Below are 18,756 nucleotides of genomic sequence, written 5' to 3'. Positions count from 1 at the left end.
TTTACCATTGGTAAAGTGTTTTCTTTTTTAAAAATTGGTAAAGATAGAACATAACGAGGAGGTTTGGCGAATGAACCCAAAGATCCCTTTCGCTGCTATTTTTGATATGGACGGAACGTTATTTAAGACGGAGGATGTCGCAGTTCCCGCATTTAAAAGAACGTTTGAACAATTAAAGAAGAAGGGTTATTTTGAAGGTGAGGTTCCATCAGATGAGGAACTAATGGGTGTGTTCGGCATGACACTGGATGAAATTTGGGATCAGTTACTTCCAGGTTGCTCCGCTTCCGTAAAAGAAATGGCGGACGAAATCATGTTACGAGAAGAGTTGAATATTTTAAAAGAGGGGAATGCGGCGTTATACCCGGGGGTGAAAGAGACGTTAGCTGAGTTAAACAGTCGCGGGGTTCCTATGTTTATCGCAAGTAATGGACTAGAGGCTTACATTGCTGCGATTTGCGACCACTTTGGAATTTCTAAATGGTTTAAAGATCAATATAGCGCGGGGCGATTTCTATCAGATTCAAAGGATCAGCTTGTCGCAAAATTGCTCGCTGATTATTCGATTGAAGATGCGGTCATGGTTGGCGATCGTCATTCGGACGTACAAGCTGGCAAAATGAACAATTTATTCACGGTCGGTTGCGCTTTTGGCTTTGCTGATGAAGGGGAGTTGGCTGGCGCCGATCAAATTGTTACAGATTTTAGAAAAATAGCAGCGATTATTGAACGTAAAATAGGCGCGCAGAGTTGCGAAAATTGAAAAATGGTAATATAATAATAGTCAAAGAAAGTCAAAGTCAAAGGATGTCAAAGTGAGAAGCTGTATGAAGGGGGTGTAGCCTTGCGAAATATTTCAGACATCATTGAACAGCACCTCAAAACGATCCTAAAACAAAGTCGAAGCGGATTCGTTGAGATTCAGAGAAGTGAATTGGCGCAGAAGTTTCAATGTGTGCCATCGCAAATTAATTATGTGATCAGCACTCGTTTTTCGAAAGAAAAGGGATATATTGTTGAGAGCAAACGCGGTGGAGGCGGGTACATCCGAATTCATAGGGTTGAAATTTCGAGTCTAAAAGATCTGTTCCATATGATCGTAGAGATGATTGGACAACAGATTAGTCAGCAAACGGCCGAAGATATTCTTGCGCGCCTTCTTGATGAAGGCTTGATTACAGAAAGAGAGTGTCGGATTATGAAAGCGGCTGTTTCTCGCGAGGTGCTTTCCTTTGAATTACAAGTTCGTGACCAATTACGCGCGACTTTGCTGCGCGCCATGATTACTCAGATTTTCATTCACAGAGGAGGGGAGTCGTCATGATCTGTCAAGAATGCGGACAGAAACCCGCTACGCTCCATTTTACAAAAATTGTGAACGGCGAGAAAACGGAATTTCGTCTTTGTGAATCGTGCGCGGGTGAAAAAGGAGATATGTTTGCTGGCGCTTCTCCGAATTTTTCCATCCATCACTTATTGTCTGGATTGTTAAAATTTGATGCTGCGCCATCTGTTACAGGGAGTGATCCTCCCCCCGCGGAGACGGTTGCGCGTTGTGAAACATGTGGGTTAACGTACGCTCAATTTAGTAAAAGCGGTCGATTTGGTTGTGTGGATTGCTACCAGCAATTTGCGCAGCGTTTAGGACCCATCTTTCGACGGATTCACGGTAATATGCAACATAGCGGCAAGGTTCCTCGGCGCGCAGGAGGAGTCATTCGGATTCGAAAAGAAATCAATGATTTGAAAAGACAGTTACAGCAAAGTATTGAATCAGAAGAATTTGAGCAAGCAGCCGCGATTCGAGATCAAATTAAGGATCTTGAAAAACAATTGGCTAGTCCTTAGGAGGGAAAACCGATGTCTTTACAACGGTTTATTCAACAGGCAGTCAGTGAATGGATGAGCGGAGAAGGTCCAGATTCTGATATTGTCTTTAGCAGTCGTGTCAGGCTCGCCAGAAACTTACGTCAGATCCCTTTTCCGTTGTTATCGACCGAGAGTCAAGCGAAAGAAGTCATCGAACTTGTTTCGAAAGCGATGGAAAGCGAGGACTTCAGCTCTCTTGATCATTTTGAACAACTGACTCTTAACAATCTATCTGGATTGGAGAAACGAGTGCTTGTTGAAAAACATTTAATTAGTCCTCATCTGGCGAATGAGTCAAGACATGGGGCTGTCATTTTGAGTGAGAACGAATCGGTTAGTATTATGATCAATGAAGAAGACCATTTGAGAATTCAATGTCTATATCCCGGCTTTCAGTTGCATGAAGCTTGGAGTATGGCGAATAAAATAGATGATGTACTAGAGCAATATGTAGACTACGCATTTGATGAACGACATGGTTATTTAACGAGTTGTCCGACCAACGTTGGAACAGGAATTCGGGCATCGGTAATGATGCATCTGCCTGCGCTCGTCCTCACGCAACAGATTAATCGGATTTTAAGCGCAATCAGCCAAATTGGATTGGTTGTGCGCGGGATTTATGGCGAAGGAAGCGAGGCTTCAGGAAACCTATTCCAAATTTCCAACCAGATTACGTTGGGTCATTCAGAAGAAGAAATCATATCTAACCTTTATAGTGTTACAAAACAAATTATTGAACACGAAAGAGCAGCAAGAAGGACATTATTAGAAAGTAATAGAATACGTATTGAAGATAAGCTCTGTCGCTCGTATGGGATTTTGTTTAACGCGCGCGTGATTGAATCAAAAGAGGCGGCGAAACGGCTGTCTGATTTAAGATTGGCAATCGATACGGGAATGATTACAGACTTGAATTCAAAAACAATTAATGAACTAATGGTACTGATCCAACCCGGATTTTTACAGATGTATTCTGGTAAAGATTTAACTCCCGCTCAGCGTGATGTAAGGCGCGCGGAATTGATAAGGGAGAGGTTACAAACTGTTGCAAATGACTTGAATGAGAATGGAGGGTAATTATTATGATGTTCGGTCGATTTACTGAAAGAGCCCAGAAGGTGCTTGCTTTGGCGCAGGAAGAGGCGGTTCGTTTAGGACATAAAAACATTGGTACAGAGCATGTGTTATTAGGTTTAATTCGTGAAGGCGAAGGGATCGCGGCTAAAGCCTTACAGGCGTTAGGTCTCGGCTTGGACAAAATTCAAGGCGAAGTAGAAAGTTTAATCGGTCGCGGCGGAGAGAATCCAAGCAACATCAATTATACTCCACGGGCTAAGAAAGTAATTGAATTATCGATGGATGAAGCTAGAAAATTAGGACATACGTATGTTGGAACAGAGCATATTTTACTAGGTTTAATTCGAGAAGGCGAAGGCGTTGCCGCTCGTGTATTAAATAATTTAGGCGTGAGTCTAAATAAAGCAAGACAACAAGTATTGCAATTACTTGGAAGTAATGAAGCGCTTTCTTCGGGTAATCAAGGCGGGGGGAATGCCGCTGTCAATACCCCAACGCTTGATAGTTTGGCGCGTGACTTAACAGTCCATGCTCGCGAGGGCGGTTTAGATCCGGTGATCGGTCGTGAGAAAGAGATTGAACGCGTGATACAAGTGCTGAGCAGAAGAACAAAGAACAACCCTGTGTTAATCGGAGAACCTGGCGTTGGAAAAACAGCAGTCGCGGAAGGTCTGGCGCAGTTGATCGTTAGCAATGAGATTCCAGAGACGCTACGCAACAAACGCGTGATGACATTGGACATGGGGACGGTGGTTGCTGGCACGAAATATCGCGGTGAATTCGAGGATCGGCTTAAGAAGATCATGGATGAGATCCGACAAGCTGGAAATATTATTTTGTTTATTGACGAGTTGCATACATTGATTGGAGCAGGCGGAGCTGAGGGAGCGATCGATGCGTCGAACATCTTGAAGCCATCGTTAGCTCGCGGGGAATTACAATGTATCGGAGCGACAACGCTAGACGAGTATCGCAAATATATTGAGAAGGATGCTGCGTTAGAGCGTCGTTTCCAACCGATTCAGGTTAATGAACCAAGCGCGGAAGAAGCGATTCAAATTCTTTACGGTTTGAGAGATCGTTACGAAGCTCACCATCGCGTTAAAATTACGGATGATTCGATTGAAGCAGCTGTAAAATTGTCTGATCGCTATATTTCTGATCGCTTCTTGCCTGATAAGGCGATTGACTTGATTGACGAAGCTGCATCTAAAGTTCGTCTACAATCGTACACGGCGCCTCCAAATCTAAAGGAACTTGAGCAGCGATTAGAGGAAGTTCGGAAAGAAAAGGACTCTGCGGTGCAAAGTCAGGAATTTGAAAAGGCGGCTTCGCTGCGGGATAATGAACAAAAAATCCGCGAGGAACTAGAAAAGACGAAAGCGGAGTGGCAAGAAAAACAAGGTCAGTCTGATTATGAAGTTGTCCCTGAAGATATTGCCCAAGTCGTTGCCGGCTGGACAGGGATTCCAGTTAATAAATTGAAAGAAGAAGAGACAGACCGATTGTTGAACATGGAAAAAATCCTTCATCAGCGCATCATCGGTCAAGAAGACGCGGTGCAGTCGATCTCGCGCGCGATCCGCAGGGCGAGAGCGGGGTTGAAAGACCCGAAGCGTCCGATTGGCTCCTTTATTTTCCTTGGACCAACGGGCGTTGGAAAAACGGAATTGGCGAGAGCGTTAGCTGAAGTCATGTTCGGCGAAGAAGATGCAATTATTCGGATTGACATGTCTGAGTATATGGAAAAGCATTCTACTTCACGATTAGTCGGGGCTCCTCCGGGATATGTTGGCTTTGAAGAAGGTGGTCAACTTACGGAAAAAGTGCGCACCAAGCCATACTCTGTTGTCCTTTTGGATGAAATTGAGAAGGCCCACCCAGACGTTTTTAATATTTTATTACAAGTATTAGAAGATGGACGGTTAACCGATTCAAAAGGACGTACCGTTGACTTCCGCAATACAGTAATTATCATGACTTCTAACGTTGGCGCAGATACGATTAAGAAGAATACGAGTTTAGGATTTACACCAGCGGGCTCAGATCGCGCTTATACAGACATGAAAGATCGTGTGATGGAAGAATTGAAACGAACATTCCGACCGGAATTTTTAAACCGTATAGATGAATTGATTGTGTTCCACTCCTTGGAACGCGAACATATCCGCTCCATTACAACCTTAATGGCAGGGCAGTTGCGTAAGCGTCTGCAGGAGCAGGAAATCGATTTTACTCTTTCTGAAGAGGCGAAAGATTATTTAGCGAAGGAAGGTTTCGATCCTGTATTCGGGGCCCGTCCATTGCGACGAGCAATTCAAAAGCATATCGAGGACCGATTGTCTGAGGAATTGTTAATCGGTAACATTAAAAAAGGAGATACCGTCATTATTGATTTCAAAGACGGCGAACTGTCAGTATCAAAAGAAGAAAATGCGCCAGTGCCATCTCAGGAAAGATAAGCAAGGGTGTCAACAGGCCTCCGTAAGGAGGCCTTCATTTCCTTGTTTTAAGATTCCTGGCGGAGGAAGCAAAGGTTACCTATACTTCGAAAGAAGTATTTTTTATTATGAGCTTGCTTAAAGCAGGAATTTCAGGTAATAATGCAGAAAAATATATTGTGTTAGTTCTGTTTTAGATATAATAAGCGGAGTGTTGCCGAATGTCCAAAATTAAAACAAAATTTGCTTGCCAAGAATGTGGTTATGAGGTTCCCAGATGGCTTGGGAAGTGCCCAGGTTGTTCAAGTTGGAATTCGTTTGTTGAAGAGATTGAGGATAAACGAACAGGAAAAGGTGTTCGACCGATTTCCAGTAGAGATAATAAGGCAGTGCCGATCGGTCAAGTGAAAAGTGGACAGGAACCGAGAATGAGCGCAGGGATGGCGGAATTAAATCGCGTTTTAGGCGGCGGGATTGTCCCGGGATCACTTATTTTAGTTGGGGGCGACCCCGGAATAGGAAAATCAACGATTTTGCTGCAAATGTCTCATTTTTTAGCTAACGACCAGCATAAGGTACTATATATATCTGGAGAAGAATCAACGAAGCAAACAAAGTTGAGGGCGGATCGATTAGGGGCTGACAGTGATGATTTGTTCGTTTTTGCGGAAACAGATTTAGAAAGAATCGAGCTTGAAATTGACCAGCTACAACCAAGAGTGGTCGTGATTGATTCAATTCAAACAGTGTATCATCCTTCTGTTACATCTGCTCCAGGAAGTGTCTCGCAAGTGCGAGAGTGCGCCTCTCATTTCATGCGTATCGCTAAATCTAAAGAAATTGCAATTATGATTGTCGGTCACGTTACGAAACAAGGGGACCTCGCTGGTCCCAGGTTATTAGAACATATGGTTGACTCTGTGCTTTACTTTGAAGGTGAACGGCACAACACGTATCGGATTTTAAGATCTGTAAAAAATCGTTTTGGTTCGACTCATGAGATTGGTATTTTCGAGATGATGGAAAAGGGTTTGGTGGAGGTTGCAAACCCGTCTGAATTATTCTTGTCAGAGAGGAGTAAAGCGGCGGGCTCCGCGGTTGTCGCTAGTATGGAAGGAACGCGACCGGTGTTAGTTGAACTGCAAGCATTGATTACTCCAACTAGTTTTCCTTCGCCGAGGAGAATGGCAACGGGTGTTGATTATAATCGCGTCTCATTGATTATGGCTGTCTTGGAAAAAAGAATTGGAATGTTATTACAAAATCAGGATGCTTATGTTAATGTAGCAGGAGGGATAAGATTAGACGAACCGGCTATTGACTTGGCGATCGCCGTTTCTATTGCCTCTTCTTTCCGAGATCATTCTACGCTGCCTGATGATATAATCATTGGTGAAATTGGCTTAACTGGTGAAGTCCGGGGGGTTTCTCGGATAGAACAAAGGGTTAAGGAGGCGGCGAAGCTAGGTTTTAAGCGCGCGATTATTCCCAACAAGAATGTAACAGGGTGGGACCACCCGCAAGGAGTAACGATTATCCCTGTGCAAACTGTTGAGGAAGCGCTTCGGGAAGCGTTAGGAGGATAGAGTGGATGAGTGAGATGAAAGATATCGAGCCATCGGTTAGTCGAATTTTACGGTTTGTCGCCCCGGGAACCCAATTTAGAGAAGGTCTTGAGAATGTGCTGCGGGCTAAAACGGGCGCTTTAATCGTTGTCGGCCAGAGCCAGGATGTGATGGATTTGGTAGATGGCGGTTTTTTTATCAATTGTGAATTTACGCCCGCTTATCTTTATGAATTGGCAAAAATGGATGGGGCCATCATCGTAAGCGATGATGGAAGAAAGATTTTGTACGCCAATACACAACTTGTGCCGGAATCATCTATCTTTTCCAGGGAGACAGGGATTCGTCACCGAACGGCGGAGCGCACCGCTAAACAAACGGGCCATTTAGTAATCTCTATCTCGCAAAGAAGAAATATCATCACTCTCTACCAAGGGAATTTTCGTTATGCCTTAAAAGATATTGGGGTTATTTTGACAAAGGCAAACCAAGCGATTCAAACATTGGAGAAATACAAGTCTGTCTTAGATCAAGCGATGACTAATTTGGGCGCGTTGGAGTTTGAGGAATTGGTTACGCTGCATGAAGTTGTCTTAGTGATGCAAAGAATTGAAATGGTATTGCGAATTAAAACTGAAATCAATAACTATATTAATGAACTTGGCGCGGAAGGCCGTTTAATTAGTATGCAATTAGAGGAATTAGTGGGCAATATTGAAGTAGAAGCCTGTCATCTCATTCAAGATTATAGTTCAAATCCTGAACGCTTTTACGCTGAGAATGTGCTAGAAGAAATGAAGAAGCTGTCCTCCGATGAGTTGTTAGATTATCACCACATTGTTCGCGAACTAGGCTATCCAGGGAATATTAATATCCAAGAAGAGCCCGCTTCGCCGAAAGGCTATCGCATATTAAGCAAGATTCCGCGTTTGCCGACAACCATTGTGCAAAATTTGATCGATAAGTTTGGCAATCTACCTGAGGTTATGATGGCCACGATTGAGGAATTAGATGAAGTTGAAGGGATCGGCGAAGTTCGAGCCCGCGCGATTCGTGAAGGTTTGAAACGAATTCAAGAGCAAGTTTTTATCGATCGGCACATTTAAGTTAAAAATGAAACCTAGGATCCTTTACTTACGTATGGTATAGGGAGACCTAAAGGGAGGTCAGCTCAGCATGGTAAAAGCAATACCAAATATGTTGACGATTAGTAACCTGTTTCTTGGTGTCATGGCTATTTTGTTAGCTTTCCAAGATGGTTATCAGTATGTTGAATATGCGGCAATTCTGGTGATACTCGGGATGGCCCTAGACGGCCTAGACGGAAGAATGGCGAGATTGCTTAACGCCCAAAGCGAATTTGGGAAACAATTAGATTCTTTATCTGATCTCGTCACTTTTGGCGTGGCGCCCGCTTTGATTATTTATGCCGCAGCTCTACAAGAGTTAGGTATGTTAGGTGTTATTAGTATTGGTGTGTTTCCGATCTGTGGCGCGCTTCGTTTGGCTCGCTTTAATATCCAATCAAGCGGTAAAACAGGCTATTTTGTTGGTTTGCCAATTACAGCGGCTGGGGGCGCCTTAGCTACGCTTGCGTTGTATCACAATTCTTTTCCGCCGCCTTATCTTGTGTTAACCATGTTGATGTTAGCATACTTAATGGTTTCAAGGGTTAAGTATCCGAATTTTAAAAAGGTCGGTGTTCCAAAGGCCACAATTTGGGTTGTGCCGATTTTAATTGTGAGTGTTGCTTTCCTTGGTTACTTGTTTCCTACTCAACTTCCGAAGGTTGTTTCGATTCCCTTAGTCTTGTACGCCTTGTATGGAGTTAAAAAAAGTATCGATCATTTGAGGTGGAAAGGCAACAAGAGTTTGGAAAAGAATGAAGAGGAACACGTCATTAATGACTCCACATTGTAGAAATTCCTATTCGCTAGATCGAAAAATTGATAAATTGGTTTTTATTCAGATAGTTGGTCAATAATGGGGAGAGGAGGTGAAGGAATGGTAAGAAGAATTGTTCAACTGTTGATTACAATTATTGGAGGCGCGCTTGGTTATCGTTTTGGTTCAACTCTATTCCTATTTTTGGATCCCTATTTAAATATGGGGGGGACAGCGATAGGATCTTATATTGGGGCAGCGTTTGGGGCAATATTGTTCTTTCTTTTTTCAGCGTGGTTGGCTGATCACATTTTGAGGGCTGTTCGCTGGGGAGAAGAAGCTTTATTGAAGTTGCCGATTACAGATATCTTATTTGGCGCTATGGGTCTTATCATTGGTCTTATTGTTGCATTTTTACTATTCTTACCGCTCAGCTACATTCCGTTGTCAGTCGTCGGAGATTTTCTGCCTATCGTCTTATCATGTGTGTTAGGATATATGGGGTTTCAGGTGGGAATTCACAAACGGGATGAATTGATTTCTGTATTTTCTATCGGTAAGTTGTCGAAGCATAAGAAAGAAGAGTTGGCTAATAAAGCCAAGAGCGGCGATTATAAAATTTTGGATACAAGTGTGATCATCGATGGAAGAATCGCTGATATATGCAAAACGGGTTTTATCGAAGGGGCGCTCGTAATCCCACAGTTTGTGCTTGAAGAATTGCAACATATTGCCGATTCCTCGGATGTCCTTAAGCGAAATCGGGGTCGTCGAGGGCTAGATATTTTAAATCGTATTCAAAAAGAATTAAAAGTTAAAGTGATCATTGAAGAACGAGATTTTGAAGATATTCAGGAAGTAGATAGCAAACTGGTCAGGTTGGCGAAAGTCACTTCTGGGAAAGTCGTTACAAATGATTTTAATTTAAATAAAGTGTGCGAATTGCAAGGTGTGCCCGTACTAAATATAAATGATCTAGCCAATGCGGTGAAGCCAGTTGTTCTGCCTGGCGAGGAAATGAATGTTCAATTGATCAAGGATGGAAAAGAACACGGGCAAGGTGTTGCCTATCTTGATGATGGGACTATGATCGTCGTTGAAGGGGGCAGAGACTACATCGGAAGTCATATCGACGTACTAGTAACAAGTGTATTGCAGACGTCGGCTGGTCGAATGATTTTTGCGAAACCCAAAATGTTGGAAAAGGCCCAATGAAACGGTTAGATGAAAGAGGAGAATAGTTGTGAGTTTTGGTGTAATTATTGCCGCGGCTGGACAGGGAACCCGGATGGGCGCTTCGGATAAAAAACAATTTATATCAATACAAGGTAAACCAGTTTTATTTCGTTCGGCGCAATTATTTACACAAATTCCACAAATAAAGGAAATTGTCGTTGTGACGAATGAAGAAGATATTGTCCGAACCGAACAAATGCTTGCTGATATTGCTCCGCTGCGTGTCATCGCGGGCGGAGCTGAACGGCAACAGAGTGTATGGTACGGATTGAAAGTGTTAAAAAATGTTGAATTTGTTCTGATTCATGATGCGGCAAGGCCTTTTCCATCCCGGAAGTTAATTGAAAAGATCATGGCCAGCGCGCGAGAAGAAGGTGGGGCGGTTCCGGCAGTTCCAGTGAAAGATACAATTAAAATCGTGAATGGCGAAGGCGTGGTGGAATCAACGCCGCCTCGCCAAAGCTTGTGGGCCGCGCAAACCCCACAAGCTTTTCGTCTTTCCACGATCTTAACGGCCCATCAACAGGCTCAAGATAAAGGCTTTGTTGGGACTGATGATTCAATGCTGATGGAGTGGCAAGGTCACCGCGTCGTATTGGTTGAAGGCGAGTATACAAACATAAAGCTGACGACGCCGGAAGATTTAAAACTTGGTGAAACTATATTGGAGCAAAGAAGGGGATAGGCATCATGTTACGAATTGGACAAGGCTTCGATGTCCATCGCTTTGCTGAAGATCGTGATTTAATCATTGGCGGCGCGCATATTCCTTATGATCGAGGACTGCTCGGTCATTCGGATGCGGATGTATTATTGCACGTTGTTAGCGATGCGATTTTAGGGGCAATCGGGGAAGGGGATATCGGAAAACATTTTCCTGATACAGATGAAGCGTACAAAGACGCAGATAGTAAAGTGTTATTAAGTAAAGTGGTTGAATTAATGAGCGAAAAGGATTTTCGCGTGATCAATATTGATTGTACAATTATGGCTGAAAGGCCTAAAATGTTGCCGTACATACCGCAAATGCAGACGATCATTGCCCAACTTTTGAAAGTTGAAATCGAACAAGTGAACATCAAGGCAACAACGACAGAGAAGCTAGGTTTTGTGGGCAGGGAAGAAGGGATTGCCGCCTTGGCTGTTGTTCTACTAGGCAAAGAAAACGCATAAAAATTCAGTTTGCGCTATAATTTTTTTGATAAGATAGAAGGATGGTGTGTTTCAATGGCCCAAGACGTTCGGGTGCGGTTCGCTCCGAGTCCAACAGGACATTTACATATAGGGGGGGCCCGCTCCGCTTTATTTAATTATTTATTTGCCCGTAATCGCGGCGGGAAATTTATTGTTCGGATTGAAGATACAGACCGTCAGCGCAACGTAGCGCGCGCGGAAGAGAAACTATTAAGTAGTTTGCGGTGGCTCGGTGTCGAGTGGGATGAAAGCGTCGATGTTGGCGGGGATTATGGCCCGTATCGTTCGATGGATCGGGTTGACATCTATCAGCAGTATATTGATCAATTACTTGAAGCGGGACGAGCTTACGAATGCTTTTGTACGACGGAGGAATTGGAGAAACAAAGAGAACAGCAGTTATCGAAAGGGGAAACGCCGAAATATGCGGGAACCTGTCGTCACTTAACGTCGGAGCAAAAGGAACAATATCGAGAAGCTGGACGTTCGGCTTCGATTCGTTTTCGTGTGGTGGAAGATCGGCATTATGTCGTTAAAGATTTGATTCGCGGCAATGTGTCGTTTGATTCGAATGGCACTGGAGATTTTGTGATTGTTCGCCCAGATGGGGCGCCTACGTATAACTTTGCGGTTACGATTGATGATCATTTAATGCGTATTTCTCACGTCATTCGCGGCGACGAACATTTATCTAATACGCCTAGGCAGCTGATGATTTATGAGGCGCTTGGCTTTGAAGCTCCTGAATTTGCCCATGTGGCGCTCATTTTTAATGAAGATCGGCAAAAGATGAGTAAACGAGACGAATCAATTGTGCAATTTTTGGAACAATATCAAGACTTAGGTTATCTTCCGGAAGCGATGCTTAACTTCTTGGTATTGCTTGGTTGGGCGCCAGAGGCGGAAGAGGAGATCTTTACAAAGCAGCAGCTAATCGAACAATTTAGCTTGTCTCGTATTTCTAGATCTCCCTCCGTTTTTGACCGTGAGAAACTTAATTGGATGAACAATCATTATATGAAACAGCAACCGATCGAACGCGTCGTTGCGTTATGCTTGCCGCATCTGCAAGCAGCTGGATATGCTTCTGAGGAGCCAACGATGGATCAGTTGGATTGGGTCACCCGGCTTGTCTCGCTTTATCAAGAACAGCTATCATATGGAGCGGAAATTATTGAACTCGCTTCTCTTTTCTTTAAGGATGAGATAAAATATGATGAGAAGGCAACATCGGTATTGTCTGAGGAACAGGCGTCTACCGTGTTAAAGGCCTTTATGGATGAATTACAAGGAACCACCGAGTTTAATGCGGAGGAAATTAAACAAGCGTTGAAAAACACGCAAAAGTCGACTGGTTTAAAGGGGAAGGCATTATTTATGCCTGTTCGTGTCGTCACTACAGGACAGACACAAGGACGAGACCTGAATGAAACGATTTCATTATTGGGGAAAGAAGCCGTCGTGAATCGCCTAAACTCATTTTTGTCGCAAACTGAGTAGGTATAGAATATATAAAATAAAGGTGAAGAACAGGAGAAGTACAAGACGGAATAAGTCGATACAGAAAGGGCTGGCCTATGGCTGAGAGCAGCTCGGACTATCTTCTTGGAAGTGCCCCTGGGAGCCGATTGTTGAAAATCCGATGAGGGTGATTAGGCAAGATACGGTTGACCTACCGTTATCTGGGTATTCAAGCGGGAGCTGTTGCGCGTAGCAGTCTCTAAGCAGAGTGGAACCGCGGGTAAACCGTCTCTGAAGCCAAGGCTTTGGGGACGGTTTTTTGCATCTAAATAAAGCGTTAAATGTATATGAAGGAGGCATTCGAAAAATAATGGCGATTCAAATATTTAACACATTAACTCGAAAGAAAGAGGATTTCATTCCTTTGGAGCCCGGCAAAGTAAGGATGTATGTTTGCGGTCCGACGGTGTATAACTATATTCATATCGGTAACGCCAGGCCTGCCATAGTTTTTGACGTCATTCGAAGGTATTTGGAGTATCGAAATTATGAAGTGACGTATATCCTCAACTTTACAGATGTTGATGATAAACTGATTCAAAAAGCAGAGGAGACGGGCTTAACCGTGCCGCAAGTTGCTGACCGCTTTATTGAAGCTTATATGAATGACGTAAAGGCGTTAAACGTAAAAGAAGCGACCAAGCATCCGCGTGTATCGGAACATATTGAGGAGATCATTGCATTTATTGAAGGATTGATCGAGAAGGGCTATGCCTATGAATCCGATGGAGATGTTTATTACCGCACAGACAAGTTCGATGATTATGGAAAGTTATCGCATCAAAATATTGACGAGCTTCGTTCTGGGGCGCGTATTGCCATTAATGAACAAAAAGATAACCCATTAGACTTTGCTTTGTGGAAGGATGCGAAGGCTGGCGAAATTTCCTGGGAAAGTCCGTGGGGGAAAGGAAGGCCTGGTTGGCACATCGAATGCTCAGCGATGTCGAGGAAGTATCTTGGGGAGAGCTTTGATATTCATGGCGGCGGTCATGATCTTATTTTCCCGCATCACGAAAATGAAATTGCTCAGACAGAGGCATTGACTGAACAGGCTATGGCGAAATATTGGATGCATAACGGGTATATTAATATAGAAAATGAAAAGATGTCAAAGTCGCTGGGTAATTTTGTATTGGTGAAAGATATTAGGGAGAGCATCCCTCCGCGCATCATTCGTTTCTTTATGTTAAGCGCCCATTATCGGAATCCGATCAATTTCAGTGAAGCGTTGTTAGAGCAAGCGAGAAGTGGGTGGGATCGAGTCATTACTGCGATCAGTAACTTGCAACATAGGAAGCAAGCGGCAACAAGTGATACCGATTTAAATATCGAAAAACAAGCAATCTATCGCGATAAATTTATCGAAGCGATGGATGATGATTTTAATACGGCTGACGCATTAGCTGTTGTGTTTGAATGGGTTAGAGAGGCGAATCAATATTTACGTAACTCGAAAGTATCGATTGCGGGTATTGAGATGTATTTAGATCTTTTTCAAGAGTTTGGTGACGTATTGGGATTGCCGTTTGTTGGCGTGGATGAGGAGTTGCTTGCTGAGGAGATCGACGATTTGATCCAAGAGAGAGAAGAAGCCCGAAAAGCTCGAAACTTCACGCGCGCGGATGAGATTCGCGATTTGCTTATAGAAAAAGGGATTGTGTTAGAGGATACGCCGCAAGGGGTAAGGTGGAGAAGGAAATAAGATGATGTTCCTAAATGAAACAGAACCTCACTTTGATCCAAAGTTGCTTAATCCGCTGAGTTTAGCTTATATGGGTGACGCTGTGTTGGAAATTTATATTAGAGCGCACTTATTAAAAACACAGGCGGGAAAGCCTCATCGACTTCATCGAGAGGCTACCCGTTACGTTTCCGCTAAAGCGCAATCAGCCGCATTGCAAAAGTTAAAAGATGAACTAACAGAAAACGAAACCTGGTTTATTAAACGGGGCCGTAACGCGAAGTCAGGGACAACGCCTAAAAATACAGATCTTATGGATTATAGAAATAGTTCTGGATTAGAGTGTTTGCTCGGCTATCTTTATTTAGCGGACCAACGACAACGGTTACAGGAATTGTTGCAAAAAATAGTGGCAATAATCGAGGTAGGTGATAACGATGAATGAAGAGTATATTGTTGGCAGGAATCCGGTTCTTGAAACGCTGCGTTCCGGACGTTCGATTAATAAGATTTGGATTGCTGATGGTTCTCAAAAAGGCTCGATCACGCAAGTGGTGAAAATGGCCAAAGAAGCGAAAATCCAACTCCAATTTGTGCCTAAGAAAAAGTTGGACATGACTGCGAAAGGGGAAGCTCATCAGGGTGTAATTGCGTTTGTGGCAGCTTACACATACGCTGAAGTAGATGATATTCTGAATATAGCTAAACAAAGAGACGAGCAACCTTTCATTCTAATTCTTGATGAGATTGAAGATCCGCACAATCTAGGTTCGATCATGCGGACAGCTGACGCTGTTGGCGCTCATGGCATTATCATTCCCCGTAGAAGAGCGGTTGGTCTGACATCTACTGTGGCTAAAGCCGCGGCGGGAGCGATGGAATATATCCCTGTCGCTCGTGTGACTAATATTGCTCGAACGATTGAGGAATTAAAAGAACAAGGCGTTTGGTTTGTTGGCGCGGATGCTGCTGGGGAACAGGATTATCGAGAAGCGAAGTTCGATATGCCGATCGGGTTAGTGATCGGAAGTGAAGGAAAAGGGGTCAGTCGTTTGGTCAAGGATAACTGTGACTTTTTAGTTCGCTTGCCAATGGCTGGTCAGGTTACTTCGTTGAACGCGTCGGTTGCCGGCGCATTGCTCATGTTTGAAGTATATAGGCAGAGGCGCCCTATTCACGCTTCTGTGTGATGGGAAAGAAAAGAAATGGAAGAGCTTCTTATCGTTGACGGTTACAATATGATAGGAGCCTGGCCTGAACTAGCCGAGCATAAGAAGAGAGACTTAGGCCGAGCTCGCGATCAGTTACTAGAGATATTATCGGAATATCGCGTGTACTCTGGGTCTAAAATTCTCGTTGTATTTGACGCTCATCAGGTACCAGGCATGGGGAAAAAAACAAAGAAGTATAAAGTTGACATTTATTACACAAAGGAAAATGAAACAGCCGATGAGATGATTGAACGGCTCGCCAACAGGTGGCGATCGAGAAAGGTCAGGATTACGGTGGCGACATCTGACTATACTGAACAAAGGATTTCATTTGGATATGGAGCTTTAAGAAAATCAGCTAGAGAATTGCGTGAAGATATTGAAAAGGCGAAGGTGTCGATTCGTAAAACAGCGCAGCAGATTAAGTATGAACCGCTTAGAACAAGCATCCCTTTAAAAGGGGAAATTGCTGAAATATTTGAAAAGTGGCGGCGACAATAAGGGTAGTCGGTCTAAGTTGACGATTCCAGGTTACATAATGTATAATAGAGAGTGCTTATATAATGCTATTACGGAGCCTGGAGGGATGCTAGTGAATGCCGACCTAAAGGATATGCCTTCAGCCTATGGATATATGCCAGATGAAGATTTGGTTGAGATGGTCAAAAGTGGGGAATCAGACGCATTAGAATATCTAATCCACAAGTATAAAAATTTTGTGAGAGCGAAAGCCAGGTCTTACTTTTTAATTGGCGCTGATCGAGAAGACATCGTGCAAGAGGGCATGATCGGGTTATATAAAGCGATTCGCGATTTTAGGGGAGACAAGCTATCTTCTTTTAGAGCTTTTGCTGAACTATGCATCACGAGACAGATTATTACAGCGATTAAGACAGCGACGCGTCAGAAGCACATCCCGTTGAATTCCTATATCTCTTTAGATAAACCTATATATGACGAAGATTCCGATAGAACACTTTTAGATGTCATCTCTGGACATCGCGTCACAGATCCTGAACAATTGATCATTAATCAGGAGAAGTTTGCGGACATCGAGGACAAGATGGCCGAAATTTTAAGTGATTTAGAACGTCAGGTACTCGTCCTCTACTTGGATGGCCGTTCCTATCAAGAGATTGCCGAGGATCTTGATAGACATGTAAAGTCAATAGACAATGCTTTGCAACGAGTGAAGAGGAAGTTGGAAAAGTACTTAGAGATAAGGGAAATTACGATACTGAAATAAGGCATTATCAATTTCGTTTAGAAAAAGATAATGCCTTTTCTATTGGAATTGTTTTGAAACATTGAATTCCGGTTAATACTGTTCATTAGAGCGGTCTAGGACTCCCTTAAAAATTGCGAGTGAAGAGGAAGTAAACCACTTTTGAAACGTCTCGACGTTTTTCTTGACATGAAAATAGGAGATGTGCTAAAGTTTGAGGGTGGCTGTGTAAATAGCTGGTTTTACCCGTTTTGATATAGCATAAAGACAATGTGGTTTTTGGCTATTCCTTTTCGGAAATAGGGGATTAGAGATTAAATGTGGGAGGTGTAACATCATGCGGGTAATCGTAACATTAGCGTGCACCGAGTGTAAGCAACGTAACTATACCACAGGTAAGAATAAGCGCAACCATCCTGACCGCATTGAGATGAAGAAGTTTTGCAAGTTTTGCAATGGACATACTGCGCATCGTGAAACTCGCTAACTTTAAGCCCAATGCAATGGGGGTGTCACTGTGGGGTTTTTAGGTAAGATTGGCGCTGGTTTTAAGAATACGCCTAGTTTTTTACGGGATGTATGGGTTGAACTGAAGAGAGTTCGTTGGCCTAGTCGTAAGGAGCTGGTTAGCTATACAACGGTCGTTCTTGTGACTGTAACACTTATTACTGTTTTCTTTGCGGTTATCGATTTAGGGATTTCGCAGATCATTGAGTTGATTTTAGGTCAATAAATCGATTGGGGGGAAGGACGAAACGTCCTATTAGATGGAAAAATCGTGGTATGTTGTTCATACATATTCGGGGTATGAAAACAAAGTTAAGACCAATCTAGAAAAGCGTGTCGAATCCATGGATATGCTGGATAAGATCTTCCGGGTGATGATTCCTACCGAAGAAGAGGAAGAGATAAAGGATGGCAAGAGGAAAGTCGTCACTAAAAAGGTTTTCCCTGGCTATGTTTTGGTCGAAATGGTGATGACGGATGATTCCTGGTATGTTGTGCGAAATACTCCAGGGGTAACAGGATTCGTTGGGTCGGCAGGCTCTGGTTCAAAACCCACGCCCCTAAAGCCGAGTGAAGTAGAAACGATCTTGAAACAAATGGGTGTGGAAGAAGTTAAACCGAAAATTGATTTCACGATTAAAGAAACAGTGAAAGTAAAGGAAGGCCCTTTTGCGGAGTTTGTCGGCACGATCGAAGAAATCCAGGCGGATAGACAGAAGGTAAAGGTGCACGTTAACATGTTTGGACGAGAAACGCCGGTTGAGCTTGATTTCGATCAGGTGGAAAAATTATAAAGTCGATCAGACTTGATATATCCTCGTCGGTATGGTAGTTTTAAATTGTTTTATCAATTTGTTAGATGCGAATAAATTGATAGTCGCATTTGTTGATTAAGGAGGTGTGTCATGTGGCTAAGAAAGTAATTAAAGTTGTAAAATTGCAAATTCCTGCAGGTAAAGCAAACCCAGCGCCCCCAGTAGGTCCTGCGCTTGGTCAAGCCGGGGTTAACATTATGGGATTCTGTAAAGAATTCAACGCCCGCACGCAAGAGCAAGCTGGTTTGATTATTCCTGTTGAAATAACTGTATTTGAAGATCGCTCATTTACTTTTATTACAAAAACGCCTCCAGCTGCTGTTTTGCTTAAAAAAGCTGCTGGTATCGAAACGGCATCTGGAGTTCCAAATCGTGAAAAAGTCGCTACAATAAAGCGAGATAAAGTTCGTGAGATCGCAGAAACAAAGATGCCTGATTTAAATGCGGCTGATGTTGAAGCAGCGATCCGTATGGTTGAAGGAACTGCGCGCAGTATGGGGATCTCAATCGAGGACTAATGAAGA

21 protein-coding genes are annotated in these 18,756 nt (G+C 43.3%); all 21 read left to right on the top strand.

All coding sequences use genetic code 11. The features are described from left to right. Nucleotides 1-70 precede the first annotated feature (70 nt). The 21 genes from BEP19_RS12490 (at nt 71) to rplK (ending at nt 18,750) form a co-directional block, all read left to right on the top strand. A complete protein-coding gene (locus BEP19_RS12490; protein ID WP_120190249.1) occupies nt 71-763 on the top strand; it encodes an HAD family hydrolase in 693 nt (230 codons plus the stop codon). Nucleotides 764-844: 81 nt separating this feature from the next. Next, the gene (locus tag BEP19_RS12485) at nt 845-1,324 is read left to right on the top strand and encodes a CtsR family transcriptional regulator (protein WP_120190248.1); all 480 of its coding nucleotides are present in this window, start codon (nt 845-847) and stop codon (nt 1,322-1,324) included. Next, entirely contained in the window at nt 1,321-1,848 is a 528-nt protein-coding gene (gene mcsA, locus BEP19_RS12480; RefSeq protein ID WP_120190247.1) for a protein-arginine kinase activator protein McsA, read from the top strand. The genes BEP19_RS12485 and mcsA overlap by 4 nt, the downstream gene beginning before the upstream one ends. Nucleotides 1,849-1,860: 12 nt before the next feature. Continuing rightward, on the top strand, nt 1,861-2,949 hold the full coding sequence (gene mcsB, locus BEP19_RS12475) for a protein-arginine kinase McsB (protein WP_120190246.1): 1,089 nt from the start codon (nt 1,861-1,863) through the stop codon (nt 2,947-2,949). A 5-nt stretch (nt 2,950-2,954) separates the two neighbouring features. Next, nucleotides 2,955-5,411: an ATP-dependent Clp protease ATP-binding subunit gene (locus BEP19_RS12470; protein WP_120190245.1), complete on the top strand. Its 2,457-nt coding sequence runs from the start codon at nt 2,955-2,957 to the stop codon at nt 5,409-5,411. Nucleotides 5,412-5,611: 200 nt separating this feature from the next. Then, the gene (gene radA, locus BEP19_RS12465) at nt 5,612-6,976 is read left to right on the top strand and encodes a DNA repair protein RadA (protein WP_120190244.1); all 1,365 of its coding nucleotides are present in this window, start codon (nt 5,612-5,614) and stop codon (nt 6,974-6,976) included. 14 nt (nt 6,977-6,990) lie between these two features. Continuing rightward, nucleotides 6,991-8,061 (top strand): DNA integrity scanning diadenylate cyclase DisA, encoded by a 1,071-nt coding sequence (disA, locus tag BEP19_RS12460; protein ID WP_120190697.1) that lies wholly within the window; start codon nt 6,991-6,993, stop codon nt 8,059-8,061. A 70-nt stretch (nt 8,062-8,131) separates the two neighbouring features. Then, on the top strand, nt 8,132-8,875 hold the full coding sequence (gene pssA / locus BEP19_RS12455) for a CDP-diacylglycerol--serine O-phosphatidyltransferase (RefSeq protein ID WP_120190243.1): 744 nt from the start codon (nt 8,132-8,134) through the stop codon (nt 8,873-8,875). Nucleotides 8,876-8,959: 84 nt separating this feature from the next. Beyond that, complete coding sequence (locus BEP19_RS12450) at nt 8,960-10,054, top strand: PIN/TRAM domain-containing protein (RefSeq protein ID WP_120190242.1); 1,095 nt, start codon at nt 8,960-8,962, stop codon at nt 10,052-10,054. A 28-nt stretch (nt 10,055-10,082) separates the two neighbouring features. Next, a complete protein-coding gene (gene ispD / locus BEP19_RS12445) occupies nt 10,083-10,760 on the top strand; it encodes a 2-C-methyl-D-erythritol 4-phosphate cytidylyltransferase (protein ID WP_245983543.1) in 678 nt (225 codons plus the stop codon). Nucleotides 10,761-10,765: 5 nt separating this feature from the next. Then, nucleotides 10,766-11,248, top strand: a complete 483-nt coding sequence (gene ispF, locus BEP19_RS12440; RefSeq protein WP_120190240.1) for a 2-C-methyl-D-erythritol 2,4-cyclodiphosphate synthase — start codon at nt 10,766-10,768, stop codon at nt 11,246-11,248. 54 nt (nt 11,249-11,302) lie between these two features. Beyond that, on the top strand, nt 11,303-12,769 hold the full coding sequence (gltX, locus tag BEP19_RS12435; RefSeq protein WP_120190239.1) for a glutamate--tRNA ligase: 1,467 nt from the start codon (nt 11,303-11,305) through the stop codon (nt 12,767-12,769). Between the two features lie 331 nt (nt 12,770-13,100). Further along, the gene (gene cysS / locus BEP19_RS12430) at nt 13,101-14,495 is read left to right on the top strand and encodes a cysteine--tRNA ligase (protein WP_120190238.1); all 1,395 of its coding nucleotides are present in this window, start codon (nt 13,101-13,103) and stop codon (nt 14,493-14,495) included. Between the two features lies 1 nt (nt 14,496). Continuing rightward, complete coding sequence (locus tag BEP19_RS12425; RefSeq protein WP_120190237.1) at nt 14,497-14,919, top strand: Mini-ribonuclease 3; 423 nt, start codon at nt 14,497-14,499, stop codon at nt 14,917-14,919. Next, nucleotides 14,912-15,664, top strand: coding sequence for a 23S rRNA (guanosine(2251)-2'-O)-methyltransferase RlmB (rlmB, locus tag BEP19_RS12420; protein ID WP_120190236.1), 753 nt, complete (start codon nt 14,912-14,914; stop codon nt 15,662-15,664). The genes BEP19_RS12425 and rlmB overlap by 8 nt, the downstream gene beginning before the upstream one ends. Nucleotides 15,665-15,679: 15 nt before the next feature. After that, nucleotides 15,680-16,186 carry an NYN domain-containing protein gene (locus BEP19_RS12415; RefSeq protein WP_120190235.1) on the top strand — a complete coding sequence of 169 codons (507 nt, stop codon included), beginning with the start codon at nt 15,680-15,682 and terminating at the stop codon, nt 16,184-16,186. An 85-nt stretch (nt 16,187-16,271) separates the two neighbouring features. After that, a complete protein-coding gene (gene sigH / locus BEP19_RS12410) occupies nt 16,272-16,931 on the top strand; it encodes an RNA polymerase sporulation sigma factor SigH (RefSeq protein WP_245983542.1) in 660 nt (219 codons plus the stop codon). A gap of 316 nt (nt 16,932-17,247) precedes the next feature. Further along, on the top strand, nt 17,248-17,397 hold the full coding sequence (gene rpmG, locus BEP19_RS12405) for a 50S ribosomal protein L33 (RefSeq protein ID WP_120190233.1): 150 nt from the start codon (nt 17,248-17,250) through the stop codon (nt 17,395-17,397). Between the two features lie 30 nt (nt 17,398-17,427). Next, on the top strand, nt 17,428-17,643 hold the full coding sequence (gene secE / locus BEP19_RS12400; protein ID WP_120190232.1) for a preprotein translocase subunit SecE: 216 nt from the start codon (nt 17,428-17,430) through the stop codon (nt 17,641-17,643). Nucleotides 17,644-17,677: 34 nt separating this feature from the next. Continuing rightward, nucleotides 17,678-18,211 (top strand): transcription termination/antitermination protein NusG, encoded by a 534-nt coding sequence (gene nusG / locus BEP19_RS12395; RefSeq protein WP_120190231.1) that lies wholly within the window; start codon nt 17,678-17,680, stop codon nt 18,209-18,211. A 113-nt stretch (nt 18,212-18,324) separates the two neighbouring features. Next, complete coding sequence (gene rplK / locus BEP19_RS12390) at nt 18,325-18,750, top strand: 50S ribosomal protein L11 (RefSeq protein ID WP_120190230.1); 426 nt, start codon at nt 18,325-18,327, stop codon at nt 18,748-18,750. The last annotated feature ends 6 nt before the right edge of the window (nt 18,751-18,756 follow it).

Source organism: Ammoniphilus oxalaticus, assembly GCF_003609605.1.
Lineage (GTDB): Bacteria > Bacillota > Bacilli > Aneurinibacillales > RAOX-1 > Ammoniphilus > Ammoniphilus oxalaticus.
The sequence above is the reverse complement of the archived record's forward strand: the minus strand, read 5'-3'. Positions and strand labels throughout refer to the sequence as shown.